This window comes from Kitasatospora sp. NPDC051170, from assembly GCF_044455705.1.
Classification (GTDB): domain Bacteria; phylum Actinomycetota; class Actinomycetes; order Streptomycetales; family Streptomycetaceae; genus Kitasatospora.
Window position 1 is genome coordinate 369,826 of record NZ_JBITFA010000001.1, and the last position, 25,401, is coordinate 395,226.

20 protein-coding genes, 3 pseudogenes and 1 CRISPR repeat array are annotated in these 25,401 nt (G+C 73.7%); of the genes and pseudogenes, 13 read left to right on the plus strand and 10 right to left on the minus strand.

The window, feature by feature from the left end; genetic code table 11:
* Position 1 precedes the first annotated feature (1 nt).
* Positions 2-763: a CRISPR direct-repeat array (repeat unit 29 nt; unit sequence GTCCTCCCCGCGCCAGCGGGGGTCTGCCG).
* Between the two features lie 123 nt (positions 764-886).
* The gene (locus ACIBCA_RS01705; RefSeq protein ID WP_396280764.1) at positions 887-2,959 is read right to left on the minus strand and encodes a dynamin family protein; all 2,073 of its coding nucleotides are present in this window, start codon (positions 2,957-2,959) and stop codon (positions 887-889) included.
* Between the two features lie 307 nt (positions 2,960-3,266).
* On the opposite strand from ACIBCA_RS01705, the gene ACIBCA_RS01710 reads away from it, so the two are divergent.
* The 3 genes from ACIBCA_RS01710 to ACIBCA_RS01720 all read left to right on the plus strand — a co-directional run bounded on the left by ACIBCA_RS01710 (position 3,267) and on the right by ACIBCA_RS01720 (position 6,802).
* Positions 3,267-4,904 carry an alkaline phosphatase family protein gene (locus ACIBCA_RS01710; RefSeq protein WP_396280765.1) on the plus strand — a complete coding sequence of 546 codons (1,638 nt, stop codon included), beginning with the start codon at positions 3,267-3,269 and terminating at the stop codon, positions 4,902-4,904.
* 345 nt (positions 4,905-5,249) lie between these two features.
* On the plus strand, positions 5,250-5,759 hold the full coding sequence (locus ACIBCA_RS01715; protein ID WP_396280766.1) for a hypothetical protein: 510 nt from the start codon (positions 5,250-5,252) through the stop codon (positions 5,757-5,759).
* A 242-nt stretch (positions 5,760-6,001) separates the two neighbouring features.
* The gene (locus ACIBCA_RS01720; protein WP_396280767.1) at positions 6,002-6,802 is read left to right on the plus strand and encodes an NAD-dependent epimerase/dehydratase family protein; all 801 of its coding nucleotides are present in this window, start codon (positions 6,002-6,004) and stop codon (positions 6,800-6,802) included.
* A gap of 159 nt (positions 6,803-6,961) precedes the next feature.
* Here the strand turns inward: ACIBCA_RS01720 and ACIBCA_RS01725 are convergent.
* Positions 6,962-7,381 (minus strand): annotated as a pseudogene (locus ACIBCA_RS01725) (alpha/beta hydrolase); the annotation flags it as partial.
* A gap of 122 nt (positions 7,382-7,503) precedes the next feature.
* On the opposite strand from ACIBCA_RS01725, the gene ACIBCA_RS01730 reads away from it, so the two are divergent.
* Positions 7,504-8,838 carry an NADH-quinone oxidoreductase subunit D gene (locus ACIBCA_RS01730; protein WP_396280768.1) on the plus strand — a complete coding sequence of 445 codons (1,335 nt, stop codon included), beginning with the start codon at positions 7,504-7,506 and terminating at the stop codon, positions 8,836-8,838.
* A gap of 16 nt (positions 8,839-8,854) precedes the next feature.
* Here the strand turns inward: ACIBCA_RS01730 and ACIBCA_RS01735 are convergent, their stop codons facing one another.
* Entirely contained in the window at positions 8,855-9,208 is a 354-nt protein-coding gene (locus tag ACIBCA_RS01735) for a helix-turn-helix transcriptional regulator (protein ID WP_396280769.1), read from the minus strand.
* Positions 9,205-9,360, minus strand: a complete 156-nt coding sequence (locus ACIBCA_RS01740; protein WP_396280770.1) for a hypothetical protein — start codon at positions 9,358-9,360, stop codon at positions 9,205-9,207. The genes ACIBCA_RS01735 and ACIBCA_RS01740 overlap by 4 nt, the downstream gene beginning before the upstream one ends.
* A gap of 357 nt (positions 9,361-9,717) precedes the next feature.
* Here ACIBCA_RS01740 and ACIBCA_RS01745 point away from each other — a divergent pair, with 357 nt between their 5' ends.
* From ACIBCA_RS01745 to ACIBCA_RS01755, 3 genes and pseudogenes are all read left to right on the plus strand, one after another.
* Positions 9,718-9,900 (plus strand): hypothetical protein, encoded by a 183-nt coding sequence (locus tag ACIBCA_RS01745; protein WP_396280771.1) that lies wholly within the window; start codon positions 9,718-9,720, stop codon positions 9,898-9,900.
* Between the two features lie 316 nt (positions 9,901-10,216).
* A complete protein-coding gene (locus tag ACIBCA_RS01750) occupies positions 10,217-10,387 on the plus strand; it encodes a hydrophobic protein (RefSeq protein WP_396280772.1) in 171 nt (56 codons plus the stop codon).
* A gap of 164 nt (positions 10,388-10,551) precedes the next feature.
* A pseudogene (locus ACIBCA_RS01755) lies at positions 10,552-10,737 on the plus strand (hypothetical protein); the annotation flags it as partial.
* Positions 10,738-10,908: 171 nt separating this feature from the next.
* On the opposite strand, the gene ACIBCA_RS01760 reads toward ACIBCA_RS01755, so the two are convergent.
* The 5 genes and pseudogenes from ACIBCA_RS01760 to ACIBCA_RS01780 all read right to left on the minus strand — a co-directional run bounded on the left by ACIBCA_RS01760 (position 10,909) and on the right by ACIBCA_RS01780 (position 15,123).
* A complete protein-coding gene (locus ACIBCA_RS01760; protein WP_396280773.1) occupies positions 10,909-12,210 on the minus strand; it encodes a GAF and ANTAR domain-containing protein in 1,302 nt (433 codons plus the stop codon).
* A gap of 75 nt (positions 12,211-12,285) precedes the next feature.
* Positions 12,286-13,527: a PP2C family protein-serine/threonine phosphatase gene (locus tag ACIBCA_RS01765; RefSeq protein ID WP_396280774.1), complete on the minus strand. Its 1,242-nt coding sequence runs from the start codon at positions 13,525-13,527 to the stop codon at positions 12,286-12,288.
* A 26-nt stretch (positions 13,528-13,553) separates the two neighbouring features.
* Positions 13,554-13,745, minus strand: a complete 192-nt coding sequence (locus ACIBCA_RS01770; RefSeq protein ID WP_396281242.1) for a hypothetical protein — start codon at positions 13,743-13,745, stop codon at positions 13,554-13,556.
* A 187-nt stretch (positions 13,746-13,932) separates the two neighbouring features.
* Positions 13,933-14,178 (minus strand): annotated as a pseudogene (locus ACIBCA_RS01775) (thiamine pyrophosphate-binding protein); the annotation flags it as partial.
* Between the two features lie 9 nt (positions 14,179-14,187).
* A complete protein-coding gene (locus ACIBCA_RS01780; RefSeq protein ID WP_396280775.1) occupies positions 14,188-15,123 on the minus strand; it encodes a SigB/SigF/SigG family RNA polymerase sigma factor in 936 nt (311 codons plus the stop codon).
* Between the two features lie 264 nt (positions 15,124-15,387).
* On the opposite strand from ACIBCA_RS01780, the gene ACIBCA_RS01785 reads away from it, so the two are divergent.
* The 6 genes from ACIBCA_RS01785 (at position 15,388) to ACIBCA_RS01810 (ending at position 22,214) form a co-directional block, all read left to right on the plus strand.
* Positions 15,388-15,711: a plasmid stabilization protein gene (locus ACIBCA_RS01785; RefSeq protein WP_396280776.1), complete on the plus strand. Its 324-nt coding sequence runs from the start codon at positions 15,388-15,390 to the stop codon at positions 15,709-15,711.
* Positions 15,712-15,722: 11 nt separating this feature from the next.
* Positions 15,723-16,430 carry a DUF6328 family protein gene (locus tag ACIBCA_RS01790; protein ID WP_396280777.1) on the plus strand — a complete coding sequence of 236 codons (708 nt, stop codon included), beginning with the start codon at positions 15,723-15,725 and terminating at the stop codon, positions 16,428-16,430.
* A 52-nt stretch (positions 16,431-16,482) separates the two neighbouring features.
* A complete protein-coding gene (locus ACIBCA_RS01795) occupies positions 16,483-16,695 on the plus strand; it encodes a hypothetical protein (protein ID WP_396280778.1) in 213 nt (70 codons plus the stop codon).
* A 40-nt stretch (positions 16,696-16,735) separates the two neighbouring features.
* Positions 16,736-19,429, plus strand: a complete 2,694-nt coding sequence (locus tag ACIBCA_RS01800) for a trypsin-like peptidase domain-containing protein (RefSeq protein ID WP_396280779.1) — start codon at positions 16,736-16,738, stop codon at positions 19,427-19,429.
* A 168-nt stretch (positions 19,430-19,597) separates the two neighbouring features.
* Positions 19,598-19,978, plus strand: coding sequence for a hypothetical protein (locus ACIBCA_RS01805; protein WP_396280780.1), 381 nt, complete (start codon positions 19,598-19,600; stop codon positions 19,976-19,978).
* Entirely contained in the window at positions 19,971-22,214 is a 2,244-nt protein-coding gene (locus ACIBCA_RS01810) for a caspase family protein (RefSeq protein WP_396280781.1), read from the plus strand. Before ACIBCA_RS01805 ends, ACIBCA_RS01810 begins: the two co-directional genes overlap by 8 nt.
* Before the next feature lie 45 nt (positions 22,215-22,259).
* Here the strand turns inward: ACIBCA_RS01810 and ACIBCA_RS01815 are convergent, their stop codons facing one another.
* Positions 22,260-25,076 carry a hypothetical protein gene (locus ACIBCA_RS01815; RefSeq protein WP_396280782.1) on the minus strand — a complete coding sequence of 939 codons (2,817 nt, stop codon included), beginning with the start codon at positions 25,074-25,076 and terminating at the stop codon, positions 22,260-22,262.
* Positions 25,077-25,401: the final 325 nt, after the last annotated feature.

A 25,401-nucleotide genomic window follows, 5' to 3' on the forward strand; every position in this document is an offset into this window, starting at 1 on the left:
GGTCCTCCCCGCGCCAGCGGGGGTCTGCCCCCGTAACGTGCTGGGGATCCAGGTGCCGATGGCGTCCTCCCCGCGCCAGCGGGGGTCTGCCGCCCGGTCAGCCGTCGGTACTGCGGGAGTTCGCGTCCTCCCCGCGCCAGCGGGGGTCTGCCGGCGCCGGGGCACCTGCGCACGGTCACGCAGCTGTCCTCCCCGCGCCAGCGGGGGTCTGCCGACAGATCGGCCACCCGCAGGTGCTCGGCGATCGTCCTCCCCGCGCCAGCGGGGGTCTGCCGGCGACAACCAGGTCCACGCCGCCGCTGCGGCGGTCCTCCCCGCGCCAGCGGGGGTCTGCCGAAGAAGGCAGAACACGCGTGACGACACCCGGAGTCCTCCCCGCGCCAGCGGGGGTCTGCCGGAACACTCGTGGCTGCTGCGGCCGGACGCTCCGTCCTCCCCGCGCCAGCGGGGGTCTGCCGGCCTACGGAACGTGGCAACCGCTGGTGGACGCGTCCTCCCCGCGCCAGCGGGGGTCTGCCGAACTCCCATGGCTCGTGGCCACGGCCGCATCCGTCCTCCCCGCGCCAGCGGGGGTCTGCCGGCGACGTGACGGTGTCGGCCCTGTTGAAGGGCGTCCTCCCCGCGCCAGCGGGGGTCTGCCGGTAGACGACAGTCCGGCACGGGCCCCGCTTCCGTCCTCCCCGCGCCAGCGGGGGTCTGCCGACCCTCACCACCGTGTCCGGTTCGGCGCTGACGTCCTCCCCGCGTCAGCGGGGGTCTGTTGGTGGGGCGGCGGTCGAGGTCGCGGAAGACGTTTCGGCTCCAGCCACCTGAAGGCGGCCGCCGGCGGCCCGTCCCCGCAACGGCCTGAGGCGGCCGCCGGGGGCGGGCTGCGTGGGTCGGGGGCTCAGGCGTGGGTTGTTCCGCGCATGCGGTCCTCGAAGTCCTGGAGGTCGTTGATGAGGGCGCTGCCCGAGCGTTCCACGGGGTCGAGGCGTTCGACGACCTCGCGGCTGTGGACGATGTCCGGGGAGTCGACCCGGCGGGTGACCTCGCGCAGGGCGTCCTGGAGGCGGGCGCTGTGCTGCTCGAGGTGTGCGTCGACGGCGTCGATGAGGAGGCGGCCCTGGTGGCGGGCGATGGTGACGAAGTCGGCTTCGACGGCGGTGGCCTGCTGCTTGATCCTCTCCTTGCGCTCGCTGCGGTCGCGCTCGATGAGCGTCTTGCGGCCCTTGAGCGCCTTGACGCCCGCGACGGCGGCGGCGCTGCCGATGACGGCGATGCCGACGGGCAGGGCGACGGTGGTGAGGGAGAGGCTGGTCATCACCCAGGTGACGCCTCCGACGATCGGGCCGGCCGCGCCCACGGCCGCGGCGGTGGCCTGGACCAGGCCGTAGACGTCGTGGGGGCGCCGCTCGGAGGTGTTGGAGAGCATCTCGTTGAGGTCGAGCGGCTCCGGCTCCACGAGCTGGGCGCCTTCGCCCTCGGTGCCCAGCTCCGTGCGCAGCGAGGTGCGCGCCCTGTCCTCGAGTTCGGCCAGGCGCTGCTGCCAGAGGGTGGCCGGGCCGTGTGCCGTCGTCATCCAGTCGGTGAAGAGCCGGAGCTGCTGGACGTCGATGCGGTTGCGGTGCTCGGCGTCCATGCCGCCGGAGTCGATCAGCGTGTCGAGGCCCTCGTGGAGGTCCTTGGCCAGGGTCCTGAACGGGGCGCCGGCGCTGCGGACTTCGCGTTCCAGGTCGGCGCTGAGCTGTTCCCTGATGCGGGTCGCCGACTCGGCCGTGCGGTGGAGCCGCTCGCGGAGGTCGTTCTGCTGCGCTCGCAGGTCGTTGACGGACAGCCGGTGCGTGGCGACCAGGTCGGCGATCGGCCGGTGCCGGCGGCGGATCAGGTAGCGGGCCTCCTCGGCGATCTTCGCGAGGTGGCGGTGTCCGGCGCCGCTGTCGATGAGTTCGGTCAGCAGTTCGCGCAGTACGGCCATCCGGCTCGCGTCGCGGTTCCGGGCGGCCGCGGCGCCGTTGCCCTCGTCCTCGTCGAAGGCGGCCCGCGCCTCCCAGGCGGGCGAGACGGGTACGAAGCCCGGGCCGATGAAGGTGTCGGGCACGCCCGGGGCGCTGCCGAACCGCTCACGCAGGTAGGCGTTGTTCGTCTCCAGGGTCGCCCGCCAGGCCGACCGGTTGTCGTTGCCCAGTTGATGGGCGCGGTCGATGCCGGTCAGGACCCACAGGACGCGCTTGCCGGTCTGCAGGTGGTGGTTGTACAGATCCTTGATCAGGGTGAGTTCGTTGGTCGTGAGGGTGGCCGTCCCCTGGCTGACGTAGAGGAAGCAGTCCGCCTGGGACCACGCCCGCCGCATGATCGCCTCGTGCGTGGCGTCCGGCGCCTCGGCGCCGGGGAGGTCGAAGAACTTGACGGGGAGGACGGTCCGGGAGATCACCAGCTGGATCTCGGCCACGCGGCGGTTGATGTGCTCGCGCTTGCGGTTGGTGACGTCGCCATCCGACGCGCCGTAGGCCGCGATCACGCTCGGGGGAAGGTCGGAGCCGACCTCCACCCACTCCTCGTCGACGGAGTCGGCGAACCTGACCCGCAGCAGACCCCGGCCCTCCGCGCCCTCGGTCGCGCCCGCCGCCACCGGCACGACGGTCGACGGGCACGCGGTGGTGGGCGTGGGCGAGGACGGCAGGATGCCGAGGTACTTGTCGGCGTACCCGCCCTCGCCGTCGCTCACCTCGAGGTATTCCAGGCCACCCTGGAGTCCGCTGATCAGGAAGCTCTTCCCCGACGACTGCCGCCCCAGCAGACCGACGTTGAGCAGCGTCGACAGGGTCCGCTCGCGCAGGCTGCGGACGGTTCGTACGTCGGCGCCGAGCTGCTCGTCCGTCAGGGAGAGGTCCGGTTGGGCGGCCAGGCTCTCCGACCAGCTCTCGGCGGTGCCCAGGAGGCGCTCGAGGTCTTCGCGCAGCACGTCAATTGTCGCCATAAATGCACGAATACCGCATCGCTGCGGTCGGATGCAGCGGAACCCCCGAAGTACCGCCGGAAATGATGACACCGCGTGTCCGCAGCGGTAACTGACCGTGCACCTTCATCAAATGCCATGGCCGCACCACGAGTTGGTGGGAGACGGGTAAAATCCTGGGCCGCCCGGCGGGCCGGACCGGCGCTGTTCACGTCCCGGCTGCCGCCGGTACACCGACGCCTCCCACTCTGGGGGCCGCACCGCCGCCGTCACCTCCCCGCTCCTCTCCTTTCCCCTTCCCTCCCCTCCCCCTCCACAGGAGACCTCTGTGACCCGTCGCTATGTCCGGCTGGCCGCCACCCTGGGCGCCGCCGGTGTGCTGGTCGGATCCACCACCGCCCAGGCCGCCGCCGCCGAGGAGGGCCGCGGCAACCACGCCCGGCACGTCCTGCTGGTGTCGGTCGACGGCCTGCACCAGTCGGACCTCGCCCGTTTCGTGGCCGAGCACCCCCAGTCGGCACTGGCCCGGCTGGTCCGCGGGGGTGTCGAGTACACCCGTGCCAGCACCACCGACCCGTCCGACTCCTTCCCCGGCATGGTCGCGCAGCTGACCGGCGGCGGCCCCGGCACCACCGGCGTCTACTACGACGACACCTACGACGCCGCGCTGCTCCCGGCGGGCACCACCGACTGCCGCAACGCCAAGCCCGGCGTCGAGGTCGACCTCACCGAGGACCTGGACCGGAACAAGGACGCCCTCGACGCCGGCCAGGGCCTGTCGGGCCTGCCCGGCTCCATCCTGCGGATGACCGGCAGCCCCCAGAGCCTGATCGACCCGGCCAAGCTGCCGGTCGACCCGCGGACCTGCAAGCCGGTCTACCCGCACTCGTACCTCCAGGTGAACACCGTCTTCGAGGTGGCCCGCCAGGCCGGCCTGCGCACCGCCTGGTCGGACAAGCACGCCGCCTACGAGATCCTCAACGGCCCCTCCGGTGAAGGCATCCAGGACCTCTTCACACCCGAGGTCAACAGCAAGGCCACCGGCTACAAGGGCGACTGGACGAAGGACAACCAGGCCACCGAGCAGTACGACGCGTACAAGGTGCAGGCCGTCCTCAACGAGATCGACGGCTACGACCACAGCCGCACGCAGCGGGTCGGCACCCCGGCCGTGTTCGGCCTGAACTTCCAGTCCGTCTCCACCGCGCAGAAGCTCGGCAGCTCGGACGGCCTGCAGGGCGGCTACGTCGCCAAGGGCGTGCCCGGCCCGCTGGTGGAGAAGAACCTGGAGTACGTCGACCGGCAGATCGGCGCGCTGACCGCCGAACTGCGCAAGCAGCACCTCGACGGCTCCACCACCGTCATCCTCTCCGCCAAGCACGGCCAGTCGCCGGTCGACCCGGCCGCGCTCAACCGGATCGACGACGGCCCGCTGCTGGCCGGCCTCAACGCCGCCTGGAAGGCTGCCCACCCGGGCGCCGGCGACCTGGTCGCCCACGCGGTCGACGACGACGGTGTGCTGCTCTGGCTCAACGACCGCAGCGAGGAGGCCACCGGCTTCGCCAAGGCGTACCTGCTGGCGCAGCACGGCAACGGCGTCGACATCGACGGCAAGGCCCGCCCGTTCACCCGCAGCGGCGTCGAGAAGGTCTACGCCGGCGAGGAGGCCGCCGACCACTTCGGCGTCGCCCCGGGTGACCCGCGCGTGCCGGACGTCTTCGGCGTCGCGCAGTACGGCGTCGTCTACACCGGCGGCAGCAAGATCGCCGAGCACGGCGGCGCCCACGCGGACGACCTGAACGTCCCGCTCGTCGTCTCCGGCGCCGGCACCCCGGGCGGCGTCCGCCAGGACGAGGCGGTCGAGACCAAGCAGATCGCGCCGACCATCCTCAAGCTGCTCGGCCTCAAGCCGCACGACCTCCAGGCCGTCCGCGAGGAGCACACCAAGGTCCTGCCGGTCCGCTGATCCGACCGGCGCGGACCCACCCCGGGCGGCCGTACGCCGAGCGCGTGCGGCCGCCCGGCCGTTCGCAGGCGCCCCAGCCCGCCGGTCCGACCCTGATGCGGTCGATCAAGTATCGGATTGGTATCGATGGGCCCATATGGACTGCCGCCGTCCGTCCGCGCCCCCAACACTTGGCCCCGCTGGCCGAATTGGCACGTCAACCACTTCGGGCGGCTCGGCCTTCGCGGGCCCGGCGCCTGGAGGTGCCGCGCCCCTCTCCTCGCGACCCGCCGTCCTGAGCGGATCGCGAACAGCCGGGGCAGCCCGGCGTGAACATCGACATCTCATCGCTCAACGGAGAACGACATGGATCTGACCAAACTCGACACCCGTTCCAAGGTCCTGGCGGCCATCGGCCTCCTGGCCCTCGTCGACTCCTTCCTCCCCTGGTACTCGGTCTCCCAGAAGACGCCCTACCCCGGGGTGGCCTACGGGTACTCCACGGCGGGCAACGCCTGGGACGTCGGCATCGGGGGCTGGCTGCCGATGCTGCTCCTCCTGGCGGTCGGTGTGGTCGTCGCGCTGCCCGTCCTCGGACGCGCCGTGTCCGTCCCCGGCGGCTGGGCCGCGTACGGGGCCGTCTCCCTCCTCGCGACCCTGATCGTGGTGATCCGCTGGGTGTCCTACCCGTCGATCCCGGCCGAGGCGGCCTCGTTCATCACCGCCGGTGCCGACTTCGGCACGTACCTCGGGCTGCTGCTGGGCCTCGGCGGCGTCGTCGTCGGCTACCTCGGCTTCGCCGCCGGCGGCGGCACGCTGGACGACCTCCGCTCCGGTGCCGCGTTCAAGGAGCCGCAGAACCCAGCCGAGTCCTGAGGCCGGGGAGGCCGAGTCCTGAGGCCGGGGAGGCCGAGTCCTGAGGCCGGGGAGGCCGAGTCCTGAGGCCGGGGAGGCCGAGTCCTGAGGCCGGGGAGGCCGAGTCCTGAGGCCGGGGAGGTCGAGGTAGCGGTGGCAGCAGGAGGATCGCCGAGCACATCCGAATAATCGCGCTGCCCCTGGCTCCCTCTCGGGTACGCTCGCACGTCCACGCCCGCGAGGAACCCAGGGGGAGAACAGACATGGCAGACCTGCCCGGAACGGTCCTGATCACCGGCGCCGCCGGCCGGATGGGCAGCTGCCTGCGGGAGTTGCTGCCCGGCTACGGCCACCGGCTGCGCAGCTTCGACCGGCTGCCCGTGGCCGGCGAGCCGGACGCCGTGACCGGCGACCTGCTGGACACCGAGGCGCTGGCCGGGGCGATGGACGGGGTCGACGCCGTGGTCCACCTCGCCGGGATCCCCGGGGAGGCGCCGTTCGCGGACATCCTGGCCACCAACATCGAGGGCACCTACCGGCTCTACGACGCGGCCCGGGCCGCCGGGGTGCGCCGGATCGTCTACGCCAGCAGCAACCACGCGACGGGTTTCACGGAGCGGCCCGCCGACGGCGGCAGCGTGCCGGTGGACGCGCCGCAGCGGCCGGACACGTACTACGGCGTCTCCAAGTGCTTCGGGGAGAGCCTCGCCTCGCTGTACGCCGACCGGCACGGGCTCGAGACGGTCTCCCTGCGGATCGGGTCCTTCACGGCCGAACCCCGCAGCATCCGGATGCTCTCCACCTGGCTCAGCCCCGGCGACTGGGCCCGCCTCGCGCACGCGGCGCTCACCGGCCCGGTCGCCTCCGGGCACACCGTCGCGTACGGGATCTCCGCCAACACCCGTGCCTGGTGGGACCTTTCGACCGCCCGGGCCCTCGGCTACCGGCCGCAGGACGACGCCGAGGCCTACGCCGCCGAACTGATCGCCGAACTGGGCGAGTTGCGCCCCGAGGACCCGGAACACCGTTACCTCGGCGGGAGTTTCACCCAGTCCGGCCGCTGAGCCTGGGGCCCGATCCGCTCCTCGGCTACGGCGCGAGGAGGAACTCGTACACCGCCTGGCGTCCGGCCGGGTTGGTGGCCCGGTTCTGGATCGAGTGGGCCGCCCCGGGGACGATGACGATCTGATGACGATCTGTGGGTGGTGCGCCAACTCGGCCTGCTCGTAGAGGAGTTCGTACGGGGTGGCGAGGTCCCGGTCGCCGCCGAGGAGGAGCACCGGGATATCGGGCAGCTTGCGGTGCTCCGGCGGTGCGGGCGGCACCGGCATGCGCGGCCAGTCGAGGCAGACCAGCAGGCTGCCGGTGCCCGTGGCGGTGGCCGCGTCGTAGGGCCAGGTCTGTTCGGGGGTGAGGTGTCGGCGGGTGCGTTCCAGCGCGGCCGCGCGGCCCGCGACGGGGGTGTCGGTGGTGCCCCAGGGGAAGCGGGAGTCGGCGCACAGGGCGGCGGAGTGCAGGCCCTGGCTGAGTTCCTCGGCCGGGTCGGTGGTGCAGCCGGTGGCCCGGCAGGCGGCGCGCAGCACCCGGGCGGTGGCGGGCATCGAGGCGAGGTCGAGGGGGTCGAAGCCCTGGGGCGGCGCCATCGACCCGAGGACCAGCCGGGCGGCCCCGCCGGATGTGCGTGATCCTGGGAGGAGAGGCCCGTCCCGGCCGTGACACGGGTCCGGGGACGCGACCGGCGAGCCGGGCGGAGGTCACACGGCTGATGAGCGGGACCGAGGAGCACAATCCGGCAGGAGCACGGGACACGACCGAGGGCCGGGTCTACACCGTCACCGGAGGCGACTGGGGCGAGGTGGCCGAGGCCCTCGGCCAAGCCGACGACGAGCGCATCATCGTCAACATGGGCCCGCAGCACCCGTCCACCCACGGCGTGTTGAGGCTGATCCTGGAGATCGACGGCGAGACGGTGAGGGAGGCCCGCTGCGGCATCGGCTACCTGCACACGGGCATCGAGAAGAACATGGAGTTCCGCAACTGGGTGCAGGGCACCACCTTCGTGACCCGCATGGACTACCTCACCCCGCTGTTCAACGAGACCGCCTACTGCCTCGCGGTGGAGCGGCTGCTCGGGATCACCGATCAGGTCCCCGAGCGCGCGAGCGTGATCCGGGTACTGATGATGGAGCTCAACCGGATCTCCTCGCACCTGGTCGCGCTGGCGGCCGGCGGGATGGAGATCGGCTCCACCACGCTGATGGTCTACGGGTTCCGGGACCGTGAGGTCGTCCTCGACGTCTTCGAGCTGGTGACGGGCCTACGGATGAACCACGGCTACGTCCGCCCCGGTGGCCTGGCGCAGGACCTGCCGCCCGGCACGGTGGACCAGATCCGCGAGGCCGTGACGCTGCTGCGCTCCCGGATGCACGAGTACGACAAGCTGGCGACCAGGAACCCGGTGTTCAGGGCCCGCCTGACCGGCGTCGGCCAGCTGGACCTGGCCGGCTGCCTGGCCCTGGGCGCGACGGGCCCGATCCTGCGCGCCACGGGCCTGCCGCAGGACCTGCGCAAGTCCGACCCCTACTGCGGCTACGAGGACTACGACTTCGAGGTCGCCACCACCGACACCGCCGACTCCTACGGACGCTTCCTGATCCGCCTGGAGGAGATGCGCCAGTCGCTGCACATCGTCGAGCAGTGCCTGGACCGGCTGCGCCCGGGCCCGGTGATGGTGGCCGACAAGAAGATCGCCTGGCCGGCCCAGCTCGCGGTCGGCCCGGACGGACTGGGCAACTCCCTCGACCACATCCGCAAGATCATGGGCGAGTCCATGGAGGCCCTCATCCACCACTTCAAGCTGGTGACGGAGGGCTTCCGCGTCCCGACGGGGCAGGTGTACACGGCGGTCGAGTCGGCCAGGGGCGAGCTGGGCGTGCACCTCGTCTCCGACGGCGGCACCCGGCCGTACCGGGTGCACTTCCGGGATCCGTCGTTCACCAATCTGCAGAGCATGGCGGCGATGTGCGAGGGCGGCCAGGTGGCCGACGTGATCGTCGCGGTGGCGAGCATCGACCCGGTGATGGGCGGCGTGGACCGGTGAGGGCCCACCCCCTCCGTCACGAGGGCCCTCCCCCCTCGCCGCCCGCGCGCCGGGCGCGTCCCCCGCTGCCGGGCCCGCTCTCACGCAGCAGCACGGCCAGCAGTTCCGCGAGGGTGGGGCCGGCGTCCGCCGGGTGGCGGAGCTGTTTGCCCGCGATCACCTGGTAGTGGTTGACCCGGCCCCGGCGCTCGTGGCTGAGGTAGCCGGCGGCCTCGAGGTCGGCGATGATCCGCTGGACGGCCCGGTCGGTGAGCAGGCAGTCGGAGGCGATGTCCCGCACCCTGATCCCGGGGTCCCGGGCGATCTGCACCAGCACCCGGGCGTGGCTGGTGAGGAAGGTCCACCCCTGCCCTGCGGCACGGTCGGTCATGGCTCCGGCCTCCGGGCCCTCCGTCCGAAGACCGTCCTGCCCCGTGCGCCGTCGGAGCCGCTCACGCCGTCGGCGAGAGCGCGGTACTCGCGGAACAGGCGCCGCACCTCCTTGTCGCCCTCCCGCAGCAGGACAGTGGCATCGTTCGACATCGCTGGTCTCCTCCTCGCCGACTCCCCCCGCCGGTCGCGCGTGTCCCCCGGCAGGCCGGTGCCAAACGCCCGCGCCGGGCGCCGTTTGCCGTTCGCGGCGGCGGCAACCCGCAGGGGCATGGTGCATCTCGGAGAACCCCTGGCGACCGTCCCCCGGCCGGGCCGGGCCGTGGCTGTCCGCGCGCCCCGGCGCGGGCCCCCGCGCGGGCCCAGCAGAGAGCCCCGCGGGCGCCGTGCCGCCCGTGCCGCCCGTGCATCCCGACGGCCTGTCCAAGCGCCCTCGACCCGCCCGAGGCGGCCCACCTCCTGCTGCGGCACTGACACCACTCCCCCGAACTCCAGGACGGAGAACACGAGATGAGCACCGCACCCGAATCCCCCGAGCAACACCCGGACCACTCGCACAGCCCGCTGGTCACCCAGGACCCTCCCCCCGAACCGCCCACGGAGCCCGTCCCCGACCCCGGCTCGCCGCTGGTCACCGAGACGCCCGAACCCCAACGCGAGCACCCGGCCGAAGAACCCCCGGGAACCCGATGAGCGGGACGCCGAGGACCTCGCACACGACGCGGCCCGCGCCGCCGGCTCGGGCCTCGAACTGTCCCGGGCGGCCGGGCCCCTCCCGGCCGCTCGCGCGTGTGCCGGCCCCGGGGAGGCGTAACCATCGCGCCGTCACTCCCGTCCCGCCGCGGGACCACGCCCGGCCCGCCGCGCTGGCGCGGGTCGGCCTGTCGGAGGAAACGGGCAAGGACTGAGGCCCGCCCCGCGAGCGGTTCGTACGATCCCGCATGGAACGGCCCGGGCCGGGCACCCGCCGTGGTCGAACATCCGACACCCCCACGAAGGGCCGATTCCCATGCTGCTACTCGTCCTCGTTCTGCTCCTGGCCCTGATCCTGGGCGGCGCCGGCTTCGCCATCCACATCCTGTGGTGGATCGCGCTGGCCGTTCTGGTCGTCTGGGTCCTCGGCTTCGTCTTCACCGGCGGCGCCGGAGGCGGCCGCCGAGGCCGCTGGTACCGCTGGTGACCGTCCGCAACCACCGGTCCCGGCCCTGACCGGCACCGACACCGACTCCGGCACCGACATCACGCCGCGCGCTGCGCCGTTGGAGTGTTTTCCCCCACCACTCCACGGCGCAGCCGCCGCTCAGGGCCACCCCGGCCCCCGGGGCTCGCACTAGGTTGCCTCGCGTGGAGCCAACCGAGGTCACGAGCGAGCCGCCGTCCGCCGGGGAGCGCGCAACCGCCGCGCTGGACGCGCGGCTGCCGGTCACGGAGAGCGCCCGCGCGTTGCTGCGCAAGGCGTTCCCGGACCACTGGTCCTTCCTGCTCGGCGAGGTCGCCCTGTACAGCTTCGTGGTCCTGCTGCTGACCGGCGGCGCGCCACCGGCGACCCTAGCCGCGGGCCCGCCACCCGCCCGGCGAGCCACGCGGCACGCCCGGCGACGGCCCCCGCACGGGTGAGCGCGCCGGTGTCCGGGCCCGCCCTGAACTACGGAACCCGGCGCCGGGCAGGTGCCTCGCGGCCCTCGGCCGGCGAGCGCAGTCCTACGGGGCGTCCGCGCGCCAGGTGAGCAGCAGGCCGTCGAGGAACGGCACCGCCCGTACGGTCACCGCCCGTACGGTCGGCGCCGCCCCGGATCCGGCGCCGGTGAAGTCCTCGGCCCGGTCCTCGTAGCGGACGCCGGTCTCCGCGGCGTCCAGGACGCGGGAGAAGGCACCGGTCGTGACGAGGCCGGGGAGGATCTCGCTGAGGCGCCGGCCGAGGACCGGGCCGGTGCCGGAGGCCGCGTTGGCGTACCGGACGCGCAGGTCCGTCACGGCGCCCTCGCCGCCGGCCTCGCGGACCACGGACAGGACGAGGACGGGTTCGAACATCGCGTCCAGCACCCCGCGGAACCAGTACTCGCCGCCCGGCACGACCAGGCCCGGCTCCCCGCCCTCCGCCGCGGCGACGCGCAGCAGGTGCCCGGTCACCAGGCCGGCCAGCGCGTCGACGTACCGGGTGGCGGCACGGGCGCGCTCCGGCGGGCCGTCCCAGCCGAGGCTCATCGCCCCGACGATCCGCTCCCCGCTGCGCAGCGGCACCGCGCAGGCCGTCCGGCCGGGGACGATCCGGCCGGTCTCGGGCGGCCGGACGCCGTCGGCGGCGTCCGCGTCGAACTCCCAGACCATGCCCCCGCCGTGCGCGGCCGTGGCCAGCGGGACCCCGGTCTCCGGCGGGATGCGGCGCCACCGGCTGACACGGCCCGGCTCCACGCCGTGGCTGCCGATCAGCGCGAGGGCGCCGTCCGGCTCCAGCAGGCCGAGGACGACGGCGACGACGCCGAGCGGGGCCAGCGCCACCTCGTGCAGCAGCCGCGCCAGTTCGTCCGGGGTCTCCGCGCCGGCCAGGGCGGAGACGGCCAGGTGGTAGTGGGCGGCCAGGTCGGGCGCCGGGGCCGGGCGGGGGGCACCGGGCGGCGCGGGGACGGGACGCGGGCGGGCGGCCGGGGGCGGTGGGGCCGGGGGCGGTGGGGCCGGCGCGGGCCGGACGGGCTCCCCGACGGCGGCGCGCAGGGCCTCGTCCCCGGAGAGGCCCTCGATCGGTGCCGCGAGGCCGACCAGGGCGGCGGCGATGTCCGCGACCCGGCGGTTGGTGTCCTGCGAGAGCCGGACCAGATGGCCGAACGCCTCGTCCGGCGTGCAGCCCAGCCGCTCGGTGAGCATGCCCTTCGCCTGCTCGATCACGCCCCGGGTGCGCATCGCCCGGCGCAGCCCCTCCGCCTCGGCGCGCAGCCGGTCCACGGCCTCCCGCAGCACGGTCGTCTCGTCCGCCCGCGTGCTGCCGTGGGGCTGCTGCTCGGTCATCCGGACCATCCTCGCTGTGTGGGCCTCCTTCCAGGCTAGGCCGAGTCTTTCGGCTCACGCCGGGCGGAGGAGGGCTCACCCGCGGCCGTCGGGGTGCCATTCGGTGAGGGCGATCGTGGCGTCGTCGCGCAGGTGGTGGTCCTGGTGGGCGAGGAGGGAGTGGATCAGGTGGCGCAGGGCCTCTGGGGCGGGTTCGCCGCTCGCCATATGGCGGACGAGGGTGTCGACCAGGCGTGACTCGCCGAAGGTCTCGCCGGTGTGCGCGCGGGCCTCGGTGACGCCGTCGGTGTAGACCAGGATCCGGTCGCCGGGCTGGAGCCTGAGGTGGTGGACGGGCTGCGGCCCGCCGTCGTGGTAACCGAGTCCGAGCGGGAGTTCGGGGCGGCGCTGCAAGGCGTCGGCGATCACGTGCCGGCCTCGGATCAGCAGGGGCGTCGGGTGGCCGCAGTTGATCCAGCTGAACTCGCCGGTGGCCGCGTCCAGGTCGGCCACGACGGCGGTGAGGAGCCGGTCGGGGATCCAGCGGGCCAGGGTGCTGTCGATGGCCCGGGCGATGTCCGCCAGGCCGCCGCCGGCCCGGCGGGTGCTGCGGCAGGCGGCGAGCGCGACCGAGCTGGCCCCGCCGGAGGCGAGGTCGTGCCCCATGGCGTCGAACACGGACAGGTGGAGGCGCCCGCCCGCCACGGAGTGGTCGAAGGCGTCGCCGCCGACCTCGTAGGCGGGTTCGAGGACGGCGCTGGAGGTGACGTCGCGGGTGCCGATGGTGCGCGGTGGCAGGAAGGCCCACAGGAGTTCGGCCTGGAGGCTCATCGGGCGGTCGCGGGTCGCACGGACGAAGACGTCGCTGTACGTGGAGGCGGAGACCACGAGCAGCGCGACGAGGGAGGCCAGGGCCTCCCAGTGGCCGGCCGGGTCGGCTTCCGGTTCCGGTTCCGGCTCCGGTTCCGCCGTCCGGGCCTCCACGCGGGCCTCCACGCGCAGCACGCCGATCCGCTCCATCCCGTCGACCAGGGGGAACCAGCCGACGGGCGGCGGCCCGGCCGAGGTCTGGGTGCGCCGCAGCCGGTAGGCGCGTCCCGCGAGCGTGGTCTCGATGTCGAGGCGCTCGCCCGGGCCCGCGGTCTCCGGGTCCGGGTCCAGAAGCGGTACGAGCTGCCGCTGCTGCACGTCGGCCAGATACACCCGTGCCCCGGCGGCGCCCAGTTCCCGGGCCGCGTCCCGCACGGCGTCGGGCAGGTCACCCGGTCCGCTCGCGCGGGAGCGGGCCAGGGTCCGTGCCAGGACGGCTCCCAGCTGCTTCTCGTCACGCGCCGACATGTGGCGCCTCCCGTCCTCCGGTCACCTCAGAGCGCGTACCCCGCCCGGGCGGGGTAGCGCGCGCTGTGGCCGGCGACCGGCCATCGGCGGCCGTGGCGGTGGCGCGCCGGGCCTTCGGCACCGGGCCGGTCGGGTGCGCGGAACGGCTCCGGCCGGACCCCGGCTTCGCGCGCGTCCACAGTGGTCACCTCCATGGTGGTCATCTCCATGGTGGTCACCTCTATGGTCGGTCCTTCGGCACCCGTCCGGCCACCCGCCGCCGGGAGCGGCAATCGGCGGCGGGGTTTCACGGCGCCCGGCTCGGTTAGCCGCTTGGGCGAAGACCGAGGCGAAAGCCCGAGATGAAAACCCGAGACGAAGGAAGGCGACGAAGCGAGGCTGCCACGACGGGGCAGTACTCGCCGGCAGCCCGTTCAGGAGGTAGATCGCGCCCGGACCGGACGCCGCCACGCACACTCCGGTGCGGCCGGAGAACTTCGCGTAGCCGACGGCCTCGAACGCGGCCGTCTCCTCGTGCCGGGCCCGGACGAACACCGGACGGTTCCCGGCCCGGCCCCCGGCCGACAGCAGTCCGTTGATGCCGTCGCCCGGGTAGCCGAAGACGTACTCGCCGTTCCAGTCGCGCAGCCGTTCCAGGATGTGATCGGACACCTTCGGGACTCAGGTCTCCTCGTCCGGCGACGGGTACGACGGGTACGACCAGCCCGGGGCGTCACGGTCCTCCAGCCGTTCGCGCAGGGCGGCCAGCGTGGTGCTGAGCAGGCGGGAGACGTGCATCTGGGAGACGCCGATGCGCTCGGCGATCTCGGACTGGGTGCAGCCGTCCCAGAAGCGCAGTTTGAGCACGGTCTGCTCGCGCGGCGGCAGTTCGGCGAGCAGCGGGCGGACGGCGGTGCGGAAGTCGGCGAGTTCGATGCCGGGGTCGCAGTCGCCGAGGCGGTCCAGCAGCGTGCTGCCGGTCTCGTCGGTGCTGCGCTCGCACAGCGCGTCCAGGGAGGTGGGCCGGTACACACGGCCGGCGACCACGCCCTCGGTGGCCTGCTCGACGGTCAGGTGCAGGTCCTCGGCGATCTCCTCGGGGCGGGGGAGGCGGCCGAGTTCCTGCTCCAGGCGGTCGGAGCCGCGGACCACCGTCAGGTACAGCTCCTGCATGCTGCGCGGGACCCGGACGGGCCAGGAGGTGTCGCGGAAGAAGCGCTTGATCTCACCGGCGATGGTGGGCAGCGCGTAGGTGACGAACTCAGCGCCGCGGTGCGGGTCGTAGCCGTCGACGGCCTTGATCAGGCCGACCGTGCCGACCTGGAGGATGTCGTCCATGTCCTCGGCGCGGTGGCGGAAGCGGGCGGCGATGAAGCGCACCAGCGGCATGTTGAGCTCGATGATCGTGGCGCGCACGTAGCTGTAGGTGTGCGTCTCGTGGGCGAGGCCCGCCAGGCGCTCGAAGAGCGCGTCGCTCAGCTCGCGCGCCGTGGTCGTGCCCATGGCCCGCAGTTCGGCCCTGCTGTAGTGGGGCGGCAGCTCGGTCGGAAGCGGGTCGGGCAGGTCCGCGACACCCTGCGGTTCAGCGGGGTGAGCGGCCGGGGTAAGGATGGACACCTGAATCTCCTGGGCATCGGGGCGATCGCCCTGCGCGGCGGACGAGGTCTCGCGCGCTGCGGGCTTCCTTGCCCAGGACCCCTGCCCGGCTTCTTCAAGCGACGGTCCCGGTGGTGCAGGATGGTTCTACCCCGACATACGACATCAAATTCGTGTTTCGGCTGATTTGATGCGGTTCCTCCGGGTACCCGTGATCGCGTGAGGACCCCGTCGAGTGATCCCTCGAGTGATCCGTCGAGTGATCCGTCGAGTGAGGAGCGCGCCATGCCACGAGGATCCAGCCGCAAGCGCGAGCGCCAGTACGAGCACATCAAGGAGAGCGCGCTCGACCGCGGCGAGAGCGAGAAGCGGGCGAAGGAGATCGCCGCCCGGACGGTCAACAAGGAACGCGCCCGGCACGGCGAGTCCAGAACCGCGAGCCGCAGCTCCACCCACGACGTGTCCTCCGGGCACCGCGGCGGCAAGCGCTCGCACAGCGGCTTGCAGGGCCCGACGTACGACCAGTTGTACAACGAGGCCAAGCACCGCAACATCGAGGGCCGGTCGAAGATGAACAAGCGCGAACTCGCGAACGCGCTCGGCCACTGAGCGTGTCCCCCATGCCGACCGCCGAACGGGCGCCCGCCCCACCGCGCGCCGACGGAACCGGAGGCCGACCCCTGACGGCATCCGGCGCCGGACGTACCGTGCGCGGCCACGTGCCGCGCGACGGGCGCCGGGAGTCCGCCGACGAACGGGCCGACCGGCGCTGGACCGACCTGCTTCAGGAGGTGCGGGTCGCCCAGACCGGCTCCCAGGTGCTGTTCGGCTTCCTGCTGAGCGTGGCCTTCATGCCCCGCTTCACCCAGGTCGGCGGCTTCGACCGGTGGCTGTACGTGGTCACCGTCGTCCTCGGCGCCCTCGCCACGGGGGCGCTCACCGCGCCGGTCGGCTACCACCGGATCCTCGCCGGGCACCGGCTCAAGCCCCAACTGGTCGACGCCGCCGCCCGGTTGGTGGCGGTGGGCCTGCTCCTGCTGGCGCTCACCATCGGCTCCGCCCTGCTGCTCCTGCTGCGTGTGGCGACCGGATCGGCCGTCTCGGGCTGGATCGCCGGGGCCGTGATGCTCTGGTTCGTCTTCTCCTGGTTCCTCCTGCCGATCCGGCACCTGCACCGGCACAACGGGAACCGCCCGTCCGAGGACCACCACGACGGCCGCCGGCCGCAGGAACGGCCCCGACGTCCCGGGCGCGGACGTTTCGGGCGCGGCGGGGGTACGGGCTCGGGGACGGTGAGCGGCACGCGGGGCGGTCATCCGGCGAGTTGACGAAGGCGAGGAACCCGAGATCCGCTCACCCGGCCGCCGGTTGCCGGCCCCCATGATCGCCGTCCCCGCCGCCCTGCTCGCGGCCTGCCTCGCCGTCGGCACCGTCCCCGCCGTCGGCCGCGCCCTCTCCACGGCCGCCGCGGCCTTCACCGACCGCTCCGGCTACCTCGCCGACACCCTCGGCCGCACCGCGCCCTTCACCGCCACCGCCGCCGCCTCCACCTGGACCGCGGCTGGTCACGCTTCCCCGAAGATGAGAGGCTGACGATCTGTCATCCAGGGAGAAACCCTCAACGAGGCGGGGCGTGGACTTCGATCGCATCGTGCAGGTCAGGGTCAGCAGGCCGGAGAACCCGGACAAGGTGGCCTTCGCGACCGGTTACCTCGTCGCTCCGCGGCTGGTGCTGACCACCGCGCACGTGCTCGGGTCGAGCCCTCGGCCGGACGGGGGCCGGGTGACGATCTGCCGCCCCCCGGCGAGTGAGCGGCGCTTCGCCGCCCAGGTGCTCTGGCAGCGCGACGGCGGCACGATCGATGCCGCCCTGGTCGAGGTGGAGCAGGACGGCGACTGGCCCGTCCCCGCCTCCCTGACCGGCCCGGACACCCGCCCGCCGCAGCGCTGGGGGCAGCTGATCGGCAGCCGTCCGCATCCGGTGAGCGTCTGTGGCCACCCCCGCATGCAGAAGGGCCCCACGGGTCGCGGGGACGAGCAGCTGGCCGGCCACATCCATCCCGGCACCGGGCGGCTCGCCGACCGCTACGAGATCCTCAGCACCGACCCGGCCCTCCCGTACGACCCGCCCCCGGGATCGACCGCCACCAGGTGGTCCGGGTTCTCGGGTGCCGCCGTGGTCTGCGGCGACCTCCTCGTCGGCCTGGTGTCCCAGGACCGGCGGGCCCCCACCGGCAGCCGGCTGACCGCCGTTCGCGCCTGTGACCTCCTCGCGGACGGCGGGTTCCGGGCGGTCGTCGCCCGGCACACCGGGTGGCCCCCGCTGCTGGAGCCCGTCGAACCCGAGAGCCTGCTCGCCCCCGCCGCCCGCGCCCGGGATCTGCGCTCGCCCGCGATGCTGCTGCGCGCCGACGCGGAGGCCGTCGGTTTCCACGGCCGGGAGCGGGAACTGCGCGACCTCCTCGACTGGTGCCGGGACAGCCCGGACGGCTTCGCGGTCCGCGTACTGACGGGCCCGGGCGGCCAGGGCAAGAGCCGCCTGGCACGGCACGTCACCGCGATCCTGCGCGAGGCCGGGTGGGTGGCGGTACAGCTGCGCGCGGACATGGCCGACACCCCGGGAGACACCGGCCCCGACTGGAGCCTCCTGGACACCTCGCTCCCGCTGCTACTGGTCGTCGACTACGCCGAGACGCTGCCCCACCAGCTCCGCCGGCTGATCGAGCACCTGCGCCACGCCCGGCACCGGACCCGCCTGCTGCTGATCGCCCGAGGCAAGGGCGAGTGGATGAGCGACGCGCTGGGCGCCGGGCCCGACACCCGGGCGATCCTGGCCACCGCCCCGATCACCCTGCTGGGCCCGCTCCTCCCCCGGGACTCCTCCCCCGAGGCCCGCGCCGCCGCCTTCACCCGCGCCACGCGGGACCTCGCCGCGCTCCTGGACCACATCCCCGGCCTCCCGCAGGCCGACTGGCCCGCCATCGCCGCGCGCACCAAGGCGCCCGACAGTCTGAACGGTGCCCGCCACATCTCCGCCCTCGCGCTGCAGATGACCGCACTCGTCACCCTCCTGCAGCACGGGCCGGACCCCGTCGGCTCCACCCCCGGCCAGGACGTCGAGGCCCTCCTGCTCAGCCACGAGGCGCGCTACTGGGAGGGAACCGCCGCCTCCCCGATGTTCCGGCTCGGTGACCTGCGGCCGGCCACCCTGCGGCGCGCGGTGGCCGTCGCGGCGCTCTGCGGGGCCGCCACCCAGGCCGAGGCCCTCACCACCACCCTGGCCGTACCGGGACTGCCACCCGGCCGGGAGTGGGACGTCGCCGAATGGCTGCGGGCCCTCTACCCGCCGTCGACCGGACGCTACTGGGGCTCGCTGCAACCCGACCGGCTCGCCGAGTACCACGCCACGGCCGAACTCACCCGCCCCGGGCCCCGGTCCCTGACGGCCCTGTGGCGCGTCGCCGGCGACGACCAGCAGCTCCGGGCCTTCGTCGTCCTGGCCCGCGCCACCTCCGCGCACGCCTCGGCCAAGCGGACCGCCGCGGTCTCCGAGATCCTGGCGGCCCTCGACTCCGCGCTGGACACCGGACCGACCAGCCACCGGGTCAAGCGAGCCGCCTCGGCCATGATCCCCTCCTCGTCTAAGCACCCCCTGTCGGCCGTCAGCCGACGCCTCCGCCTGGACATCGTCGCCTCGTTCCGTGCCCTGGTCGCCGCGAACCCCGGTGACCACGAGACCGAGACCGAACTCGCCCTGGCGCTCAACGATCTGGCGACCGATCAGTACCAGGACGGAAGACTCGCCGAGGCCCAGGCGACGTTGGAGAAGGCACTGGCCACCGTGTGGCGACACGCCCCGACGAACCCCGGCTTCGCCGAACGCACCCTGGCCACAGTGCTGCACAATCTCTACACCGTTCATTCGAGCGCGGGTCACCCCGGGGCTTTGGCCTTACTCAGGGCGACCATCCTCGTCGAGCGTCGGCTCGCACGCACCAGTCCGACGGCTGACGTGTCCTACCTCGCTCGGGCGCTGTACGGCCTGTCCATGCACCTCAGCCGGTCCCAGCCCGAGGAGAGCCTGAAGGCCGCGCAGGAGTCGGTCGACATCTATCGTCGGCTCGCGCAGTCGAATCCGACCTACGGGCCGAGCCTCAGCCGTGCGCTGTACCGCCTGTACCTTTCGCTGGGTGACCTCGGAAGGCACCAGGAATGCGAGGCAGCGTTCAGGGAGTACAGCGAAGTCACCGATCTCGCCGGCATCCTCCCGTTCGGTTCACCGCCGCAGGCGGGGCTCCGGCAGAGGATCGAGCGACGGCCGACCTGAACGGACCGCGCTCCCGGCGACGCCGACCGGTCCACCGCAACCGCGGCGGTGCTCCGCGGCATCTGATCCGGTACGTGGCGCGCGGAGGGCCGGTTGGCTGGCATCATCCCCCGTGAGGCCCGGATTGCGGTTGCGGGTAAGGCAGTTGGCGAGCAGTGGGGGTGTGGGGTGGACGCTCGGATTCGGGTGACCGGCGGTGACGCGCTGCGGGAGACGGCCACGCTGTGGACGTGGCTGCGGGGTGAGCGGGGGCTGGCCGGGCTGGTGCGGGCCGAGTCGCGGCCTCCGGCCGAGGGTGAGATGGGCGGGGTCACGGAGGTGCTCGTGGTGGCGCTCGGCACCGGGGGTGCGGGGGCCGTCCTGGCGGGCTCGCTCACCGCGTGGTTGCGGACGCGGCGCGCGGACGTCTCGGTGACGGTGACGACGGACGCCGGTTCGGTCAACGTGGCCGCCCACAACGTGAACCCGGACGACGTCGTGCCGATGATCCGGGAGGTGCTGGGCGAGGGCGCAAGCGAGGGCGAGCGCGAAGGCGGGAGCGGTGTCTGAGCTGCCCGACTACTCGCGCTCCCGGGCGATCCTGATCGGCACCGGTACCTACCGGTCCGAGGACCTCCCGCCGCTCCCGGCGGCGGCCAACAGCCTCACGGGCATGCGGGAGGTCCTCATCGACCGCAAGCTCTGCGGCTGGCCCCGGGAGCGGGTCACCACGCTCCTGGACCCCACGGGCATGGCGGCCGTCGTCCAGGAGTTGCGTCGCCTGGCGCGCGAGACCGAGGACGTCCTGCTGGTCTACTTCGTCGGGCACGGGCTCATCCTGCCCCGGGGCCAGCTGTGCCTCACGCTGACCGACACCCTGCCCGCGCACGCGGACGTGACGGGCCTGGACTACGCGCGCATTCGCGAGGCGCTCCTGGACAGCCGGGCGAGGGTCAAGATCGTCATCCTCGACTGCTGCTACGCGGGCCGGGCGAACGAGGCCCTGGCACCCGCGGCCACCATCGGCGGCACCACCCGGATCCGCGGCGCCTACACCCTGACCGCCAGCGACCAGGCCGCCCACGTCGTCCCGCTCGCCGAGCAGGCGAAGACGGCCACCTCCTTCACCCGCGAACTGCTGGGCCTCATCCGCGAAGGCGTGCCCGACGCGCCCGAGTGGCTCACACTCGGCGACCTGTACCCGCACCTCCGGGGGCGGCTGGAGCAGCTCGGACTGCCCGACCCCGACCAGCGCAACAGCGACACCGCCGCGCTGTTCGGCTTCACCCGCAACGCCGCCCACCGGCCCACGCCGCGCTCGCCCTACGCCGTACGGCTGACCGAGCTGCTCGCCGGGTGGGGGGTCACGGCGGTGCAGCTCGCCGAGGCGATGGGGGAACCGGCGGAGGCCGTCACCGCGTACCTCCTCGGGAAGCGGGTCGCCCCCGGGGAGTTCCTCGACGGGTTCCTCGACCTCCTGGACGCCCACGGCCACGGGCCGGACGAGCAGGCGCGCGCCGCCCTGCACGCGCTTCGCCGCGAGGCGCAGCGCACCAGTCCGCTCGCCGCCGAACGGATCGCCCACCTGGAGGAGACGATCCGGGAACTCCGCCTGCTGGTGGGGAACGTGAACCGGCAGCTGGCCGCCGAACAGCGGACCCGGGTGACGGAACGGGCGCTCGCCGCCGGAGAGGTGGCCCGCATCGCGGGCCTGCTCGCGGCGGCCGAGGAGGCGCGTCGTCTCCTGCGGGACGAGTCCGAGGAGCAGGGTCCCGCGCCCGAACTCGAGGACAGCCAGGCGAACATCGACGTCGCCACGCGGGACCTGCGCCTCCTGCGGGAGCAGGTCCGGACGTTGATGGACTCGGCGCAGACGGGGCCCGCCGGGGCGGTCATGGGCGAGGCGCGGGCGCTGCTGGCGGGTGCCGACGATCAGGAGGGTCTGGTCGTCCTGCTGGAGCGGGCGCTGGAGCTGGCCCCGGGGGACGCCGGGCTGCGCCGCGAGCTCGCCTCCGCCTACGCGCAGTGGGCGCGGAAGATCAACAACGAGGTCAAGGACTACCCCCGCGCCCTCGGCCTGCTGCGCAGGAGCCTCGACCTGGCGCCCGGCGACCCGACGGCCCTGGGATTCCTGGAGGCGACTCTCGGCAACCGAGCGGACCAGCTGTGCCGACCGGGCTCCCCTGAGGGGGACTTGGAGGAGGCGGCCGGGCTGTGGGAGGAGCTGATCGCGCTCCGCCCGGGCCTGGACGACTACGCGGACGGTTACGCGCACACCATGCGGCTGCTCGCCCGGTCCGCCGCGCTGGCCGACCGGCGGGAGGCGGCGCTGAGCCGGATGGCCGCCGCACTGTCGGCGGACCGCCGGTTCCCGGGTGAGGCCGCCCTGGAGGCCCCGCGCAGGGTGGCGGTCATGCTGGCCGACCACGCGGCGGACGACCTCCGGGACCGCCCGTTCCCCGAACGGGCCGAGGTGCTCGGCAGGGCCCGGTCCTACGACGACGGGGAGGACATCCGCAGAGTGCTGGTGAGCCTCTGGCGCGCCGAGGCCGCCGAGCGCTACACCGCCAGGCGCTACGAGGACGCCGCCGGGCTCCTGGAGGAGGCGCTGCGGGTGGCGAGGTCCGCCAGGGCCCGCGCGACGCTTCGCCGGGAACTCGGCGTCGTCTACTCCTCCCACGCCGTCGCGTGCACCAACGGCAGGGACATGGTCCGCGCCCGCGCGCTCATCGACCGGGCGGTCGAGTGCAGTCCCGACGACGAGGAGCTCGGGGAGCTCCGGAAGAAGATCGCCAGCCTGCCGTAAGACCTGACGTGAGACCTGATGTGAGACCTGGCGTGAGACCTGCCCTCACGCCTGCTCCCCCGCCCGCAGTTCCGTGGCGATCTGCCGCCGGCCCGCGATCAGGGTCTCCGCCACCACACCCACGGCGACCAGCAGCGCCAGGCCTGCCGTGGGCAGCAGGACCGGCATCAGCACGGGGGTGATGGCGTCCCCGACCTTGGCGCCGACGAGCGTCGAGATGTCGAACGCGCCGCCCAGCAGCGCGACGGCCGCGACCGCCACCAGCCCGCCGCCCACCGCCGCCGCGAGGGTCTGCGGCAGCGCCTCGGTGACGATGAGCGCCAGGCCCTGACGGGGCCGCAGGCCCATGGTGCGCAGCCGGGCGAGCAGCGCCGTACGGTCGGGGGCGGCGCGGAAGAGGGTCAGCAGGACGGCCAGCAGCGCGTACCCGGCTCCGGCGGCCGCCGCGTACCAGAACAGCCGCCCGGCGGCGTGCTGAAGCGGGTCGTCGCCGAGGGCGGTGGCGGTTTCGCGGCTGCTGTGGACGATGTAGCCGGCGGGCAGGCTGTGGGTTTCCTTGCCGACGGCGGTGGCGTCGTCGGCGATCATCTTGGCGAGGCCGACGGGCTGGGCGCCGCCGTTGTTGCGCAGGGCCGTCCGGACGGCCTCGGGGTCGGTGTCGCCGACGGCGAACCACCGGTTGACCCGCTTCGCGTCCGGCAGGCGCTCCCAGGCCGCCCCGGCGGGGACGACGACGAAGGGCTTGCCGGGGTCGGGCAGGGCGGGGGTGGCGCCGACGGCGGCGGCGACGGTGAGGTGCAGGTCGTTGCCGCTGGGGGTGCGCAGCTGGGACGTGCCGGAGGTGAGGCGCTTGGCAAAACCGCTGCTGACGAGTGCGGGCACCGGGGTGTCGCGGCCGCCGCCGGGGGGTGTGACCAGTTTCCCGGCGTCGAACGCGCCGACGCCGAGGGTGCGGGCGATCTCGGCGTACGCGGCCGGGTCGACGACCATGACCAGGTACGCCTCGGTGTAGGTCTGGTCGGCGCCGAGGATGCGGGCCTGGGGCTCGACCCAGACGGCGGTGGAGGCCCGGACGCCCGGCAGGGCGCCGGCGGCCTGGGTGAACGGCTCGGTGAGGGCGGTGTAGCTGGGGACGGAGACGCCGATGTCCCCGCCGGTGGTGATGCGGGCGGCGCTGGTGCGGACGTGGTCGACGGTGTCGAGCACGGTGGCGCCGAAGCCGGTGGTGGTGACGGCGATCAGCAGGGCGAGCAGCGGCAGGACGGAGGGCTTGCGGTGGCCCGAGCTGTCGCGGGCGGCGCGGGCGAGGCCGAGGAAGCCGATCAGGCCGCGGCCCCGGCCGGCGAGGGCGGCCAGCCACCGGACCACGACGGGCTCGGTGCGGGCGAGCAGCAGCCCGCCGAGGACGGCTAGGAGCAGCGGGGCGGCGATCAGCAGCGGGTCGAGCCCGGTGCCGGTGCCGACGCCCCGGCGCCGTACCTCCGCGACGGCCGCCGCGGTGACCGCCAGGGCGGTGAGTTCGCCGACCAGTCGGCGCCGGTTGCCGGCGGCGCGGGGGCGTGCCCACAGCAGGGCGGCGCGGACGGGGAAGGCGAGCATGGCGGTGAGCGCCGCGACCAGGGCGGCCAGCACCGACTGGCCCCAGCGCGGGGTGGGCAGCAGGAGGAGGGCGAGGACCGTTCCGAGGGCCGCGGCGGGCAGGACGGTGACGGCGCCCTCGCCGATCAGCCGTCGCAGCACCTCGGTGAGTGAGCCGCCACGGGCGCGGAGCAGGCTGATCTCCCCGGCCCGCCGGTCGGTGGTGAGGGCGGCGGCCAGGAACAGGACCACGGTGGCGACGCCCGCGACCCCGGCCGGGCCGATGGTGCTCAGCGGGAGCGAGGCGCGGTAGCGCTCGTCGGCGCGGGTGAGGACCTCGGACAGGTTGGAGGTGGCGTGCAGGTCGCGGCGCCCGGTCTCGTCGGCGAGGGCGGTGGCGTCGCGTCCGGTCAGGAAGGAGGTGATGGTGGCGCGCAGATCGTCGAGCCGGTCGGCGTGCAGGGAGGCGGTGTCGACGGGCAGGCGCCAGAAGTCCTCGGCGCCGGAGCCCCAGCGGGCGAGCGCGGACAGGCTGGCGCCGTCGACGAATCCGCTGGTCGCCCAGTGCTCGTGCTCGGGGTCGGTCCGCAGACAGGCGCGGGCCGGGCAGCCGAGGTCCTCCCAGGCCGGGTCCTTGGGGTCGTTGACCCGGTAAAGGCCGACGACGACGGTGGTCCGCCTGGTGCCCGAGCCCTCGACGCCGTTGTCGATGACGTCGCCGAGCTTGATGTGGATGGTCTCGGCGGCCTGCTTGCTGATCACGATCGGCAGCGGGCCGAGGCCGCCGCCGGGGGTGGGGGTCGGGGTGGGCCAGGTGCCGTCGGTGAGGGTGACGCGGGAGGCCAGGTCGTGCAGGTGGAGCAGGCCGAGGGTGGGGTCGGTGTACTTCTCGGCGATCCGGACGTACTCCGGGTTGGCCATGCCGTGGTCGGTCACGGCGCGGGCGCCGTGGACCTGGCCGGCCTGGCTGACCGTCAGCCGGCGGCCGACCATCTCGGTGAGGTGGCCCTGCACGCGCTCGAGGACGGGGGTGTCGTCGAAGTTCTGCGTCTTGGAGGTGACGAGCAGGCTGGTCTGGTTGACGCCGCGCTGGCCGACGAAGTCCTGGAGCGCCGCGTCCGCGCCCCGGTCCGCGACGCGGGGGAAGGCCGCCGCCAGGAAGACGGTGACGAAGGCGAGCGCGGCCATGAGCAGCGTGGCCGACGGGCTCGCCAGCAGCCTGGTGCGGACCCACCGCGCGGGGCGGTGGGCGGGCGGACCCGTCTCAGCCGCCTCGGCGGTCACGTCCCCTGCACCTGGCGCAGCCTGCGCACGACGAAGCCGAGCCACGAGTTCCTCCCCGATTGCCTCCCGGCCCGATCGGTCACCCCCGGTCGCCGGATAGCGGACGATGCTGTCAGATTCGGTCCGGGAAAGGAAGGGACTTACGCGAATCACGTGTGCAATGTGCGAATTCCCTGAATTGCCGTCGGGTCGGGTGACGAGAATTCAGGGAACGGCCATGCACACATCATGGGCGGTTCCGGCTCGCACCCCTTCCGACCTGGGAAGTTCTCCTTTCACGAATTCCCCGCCCGCGATACTGAACCGAAGAGGCCGTCGCGTCCGT

Bases quoted from the DNA above. Each gene is read 5' to 3' on its own strand.
- ACIBCA_RS01745 (WP_396280771.1), top strand. From the start codon at position 9,718: ATGAGCACCGCACCCGAATCCCCCGAGCAACACCCGGACCACTCGCAC.
- ACIBCA_RS01795 (WP_396280778.1), top strand. From the start codon at position 16,483: ATGATCGCCGTCCCCGCCGCCCTGCTCGCGGCCTGCCTCGCCGTCGGC.
- ACIBCA_RS01760 (WP_396280773.1), bottom strand. From the start codon at position 12,210: ATGACCGAGCAGCAGCCCCACGGCAGCACGCGGGCGGACGAGACGACC.
- ACIBCA_RS01740 (WP_396280770.1), bottom strand. From the start codon at position 9,360: ATGTCGAACGATGCCACTGTCCTGCTGCGGGAGGGCGACAAGGAGGTG.
- ACIBCA_RS01735 (WP_396280769.1), bottom strand. From the start codon at position 9,208: ATGACCGACCGTGCCGCAGGGCAGGGGTGGACCTTCCTCACCAGCCAC.
- ACIBCA_RS01790 (WP_396280777.1), top strand. From the start codon at position 15,723: ATGCCGACCGCCGAACGGGCGCCCGCCCCACCGCGCGCCGACGGAACC.
- ACIBCA_RS01720 (WP_396280767.1), top strand. From the start codon at position 6,002: ATGGCAGACCTGCCCGGAACGGTCCTGATCACCGGCGCCGCCGGCCGG.
- ACIBCA_RS01785 (WP_396280776.1), top strand. From the start codon at position 15,388: ATGCCACGAGGATCCAGCCGCAAGCGCGAGCGCCAGTACGAGCACATC.
- ACIBCA_RS01750 (WP_396280772.1), top strand. From the start codon at position 10,217: ATGCTGCTACTCGTCCTCGTTCTGCTCCTGGCCCTGATCCTGGGCGGC.
- ACIBCA_RS01730 (WP_396280768.1), top strand. From the start codon at position 7,504: ATGAGCGGGACCGAGGAGCACAATCCGGCAGGAGCACGGGACACGACC.
- ACIBCA_RS01705 (WP_396280764.1), bottom strand. From the start codon at position 2,959: ATGGCGACAATTGACGTGCTGCGCGAAGACCTCGAGCGCCTCCTGGGC.
- ACIBCA_RS01765 (WP_396280774.1), bottom strand. From the start codon at position 13,527: ATGTCGGCGCGTGACGAGAAGCAGCTGGGAGCCGTCCTGGCACGGACC.
- ACIBCA_RS01715 (WP_396280766.1), top strand. From the start codon at position 5,250: ATGGATCTGACCAAACTCGACACCCGTTCCAAGGTCCTGGCGGCCATC.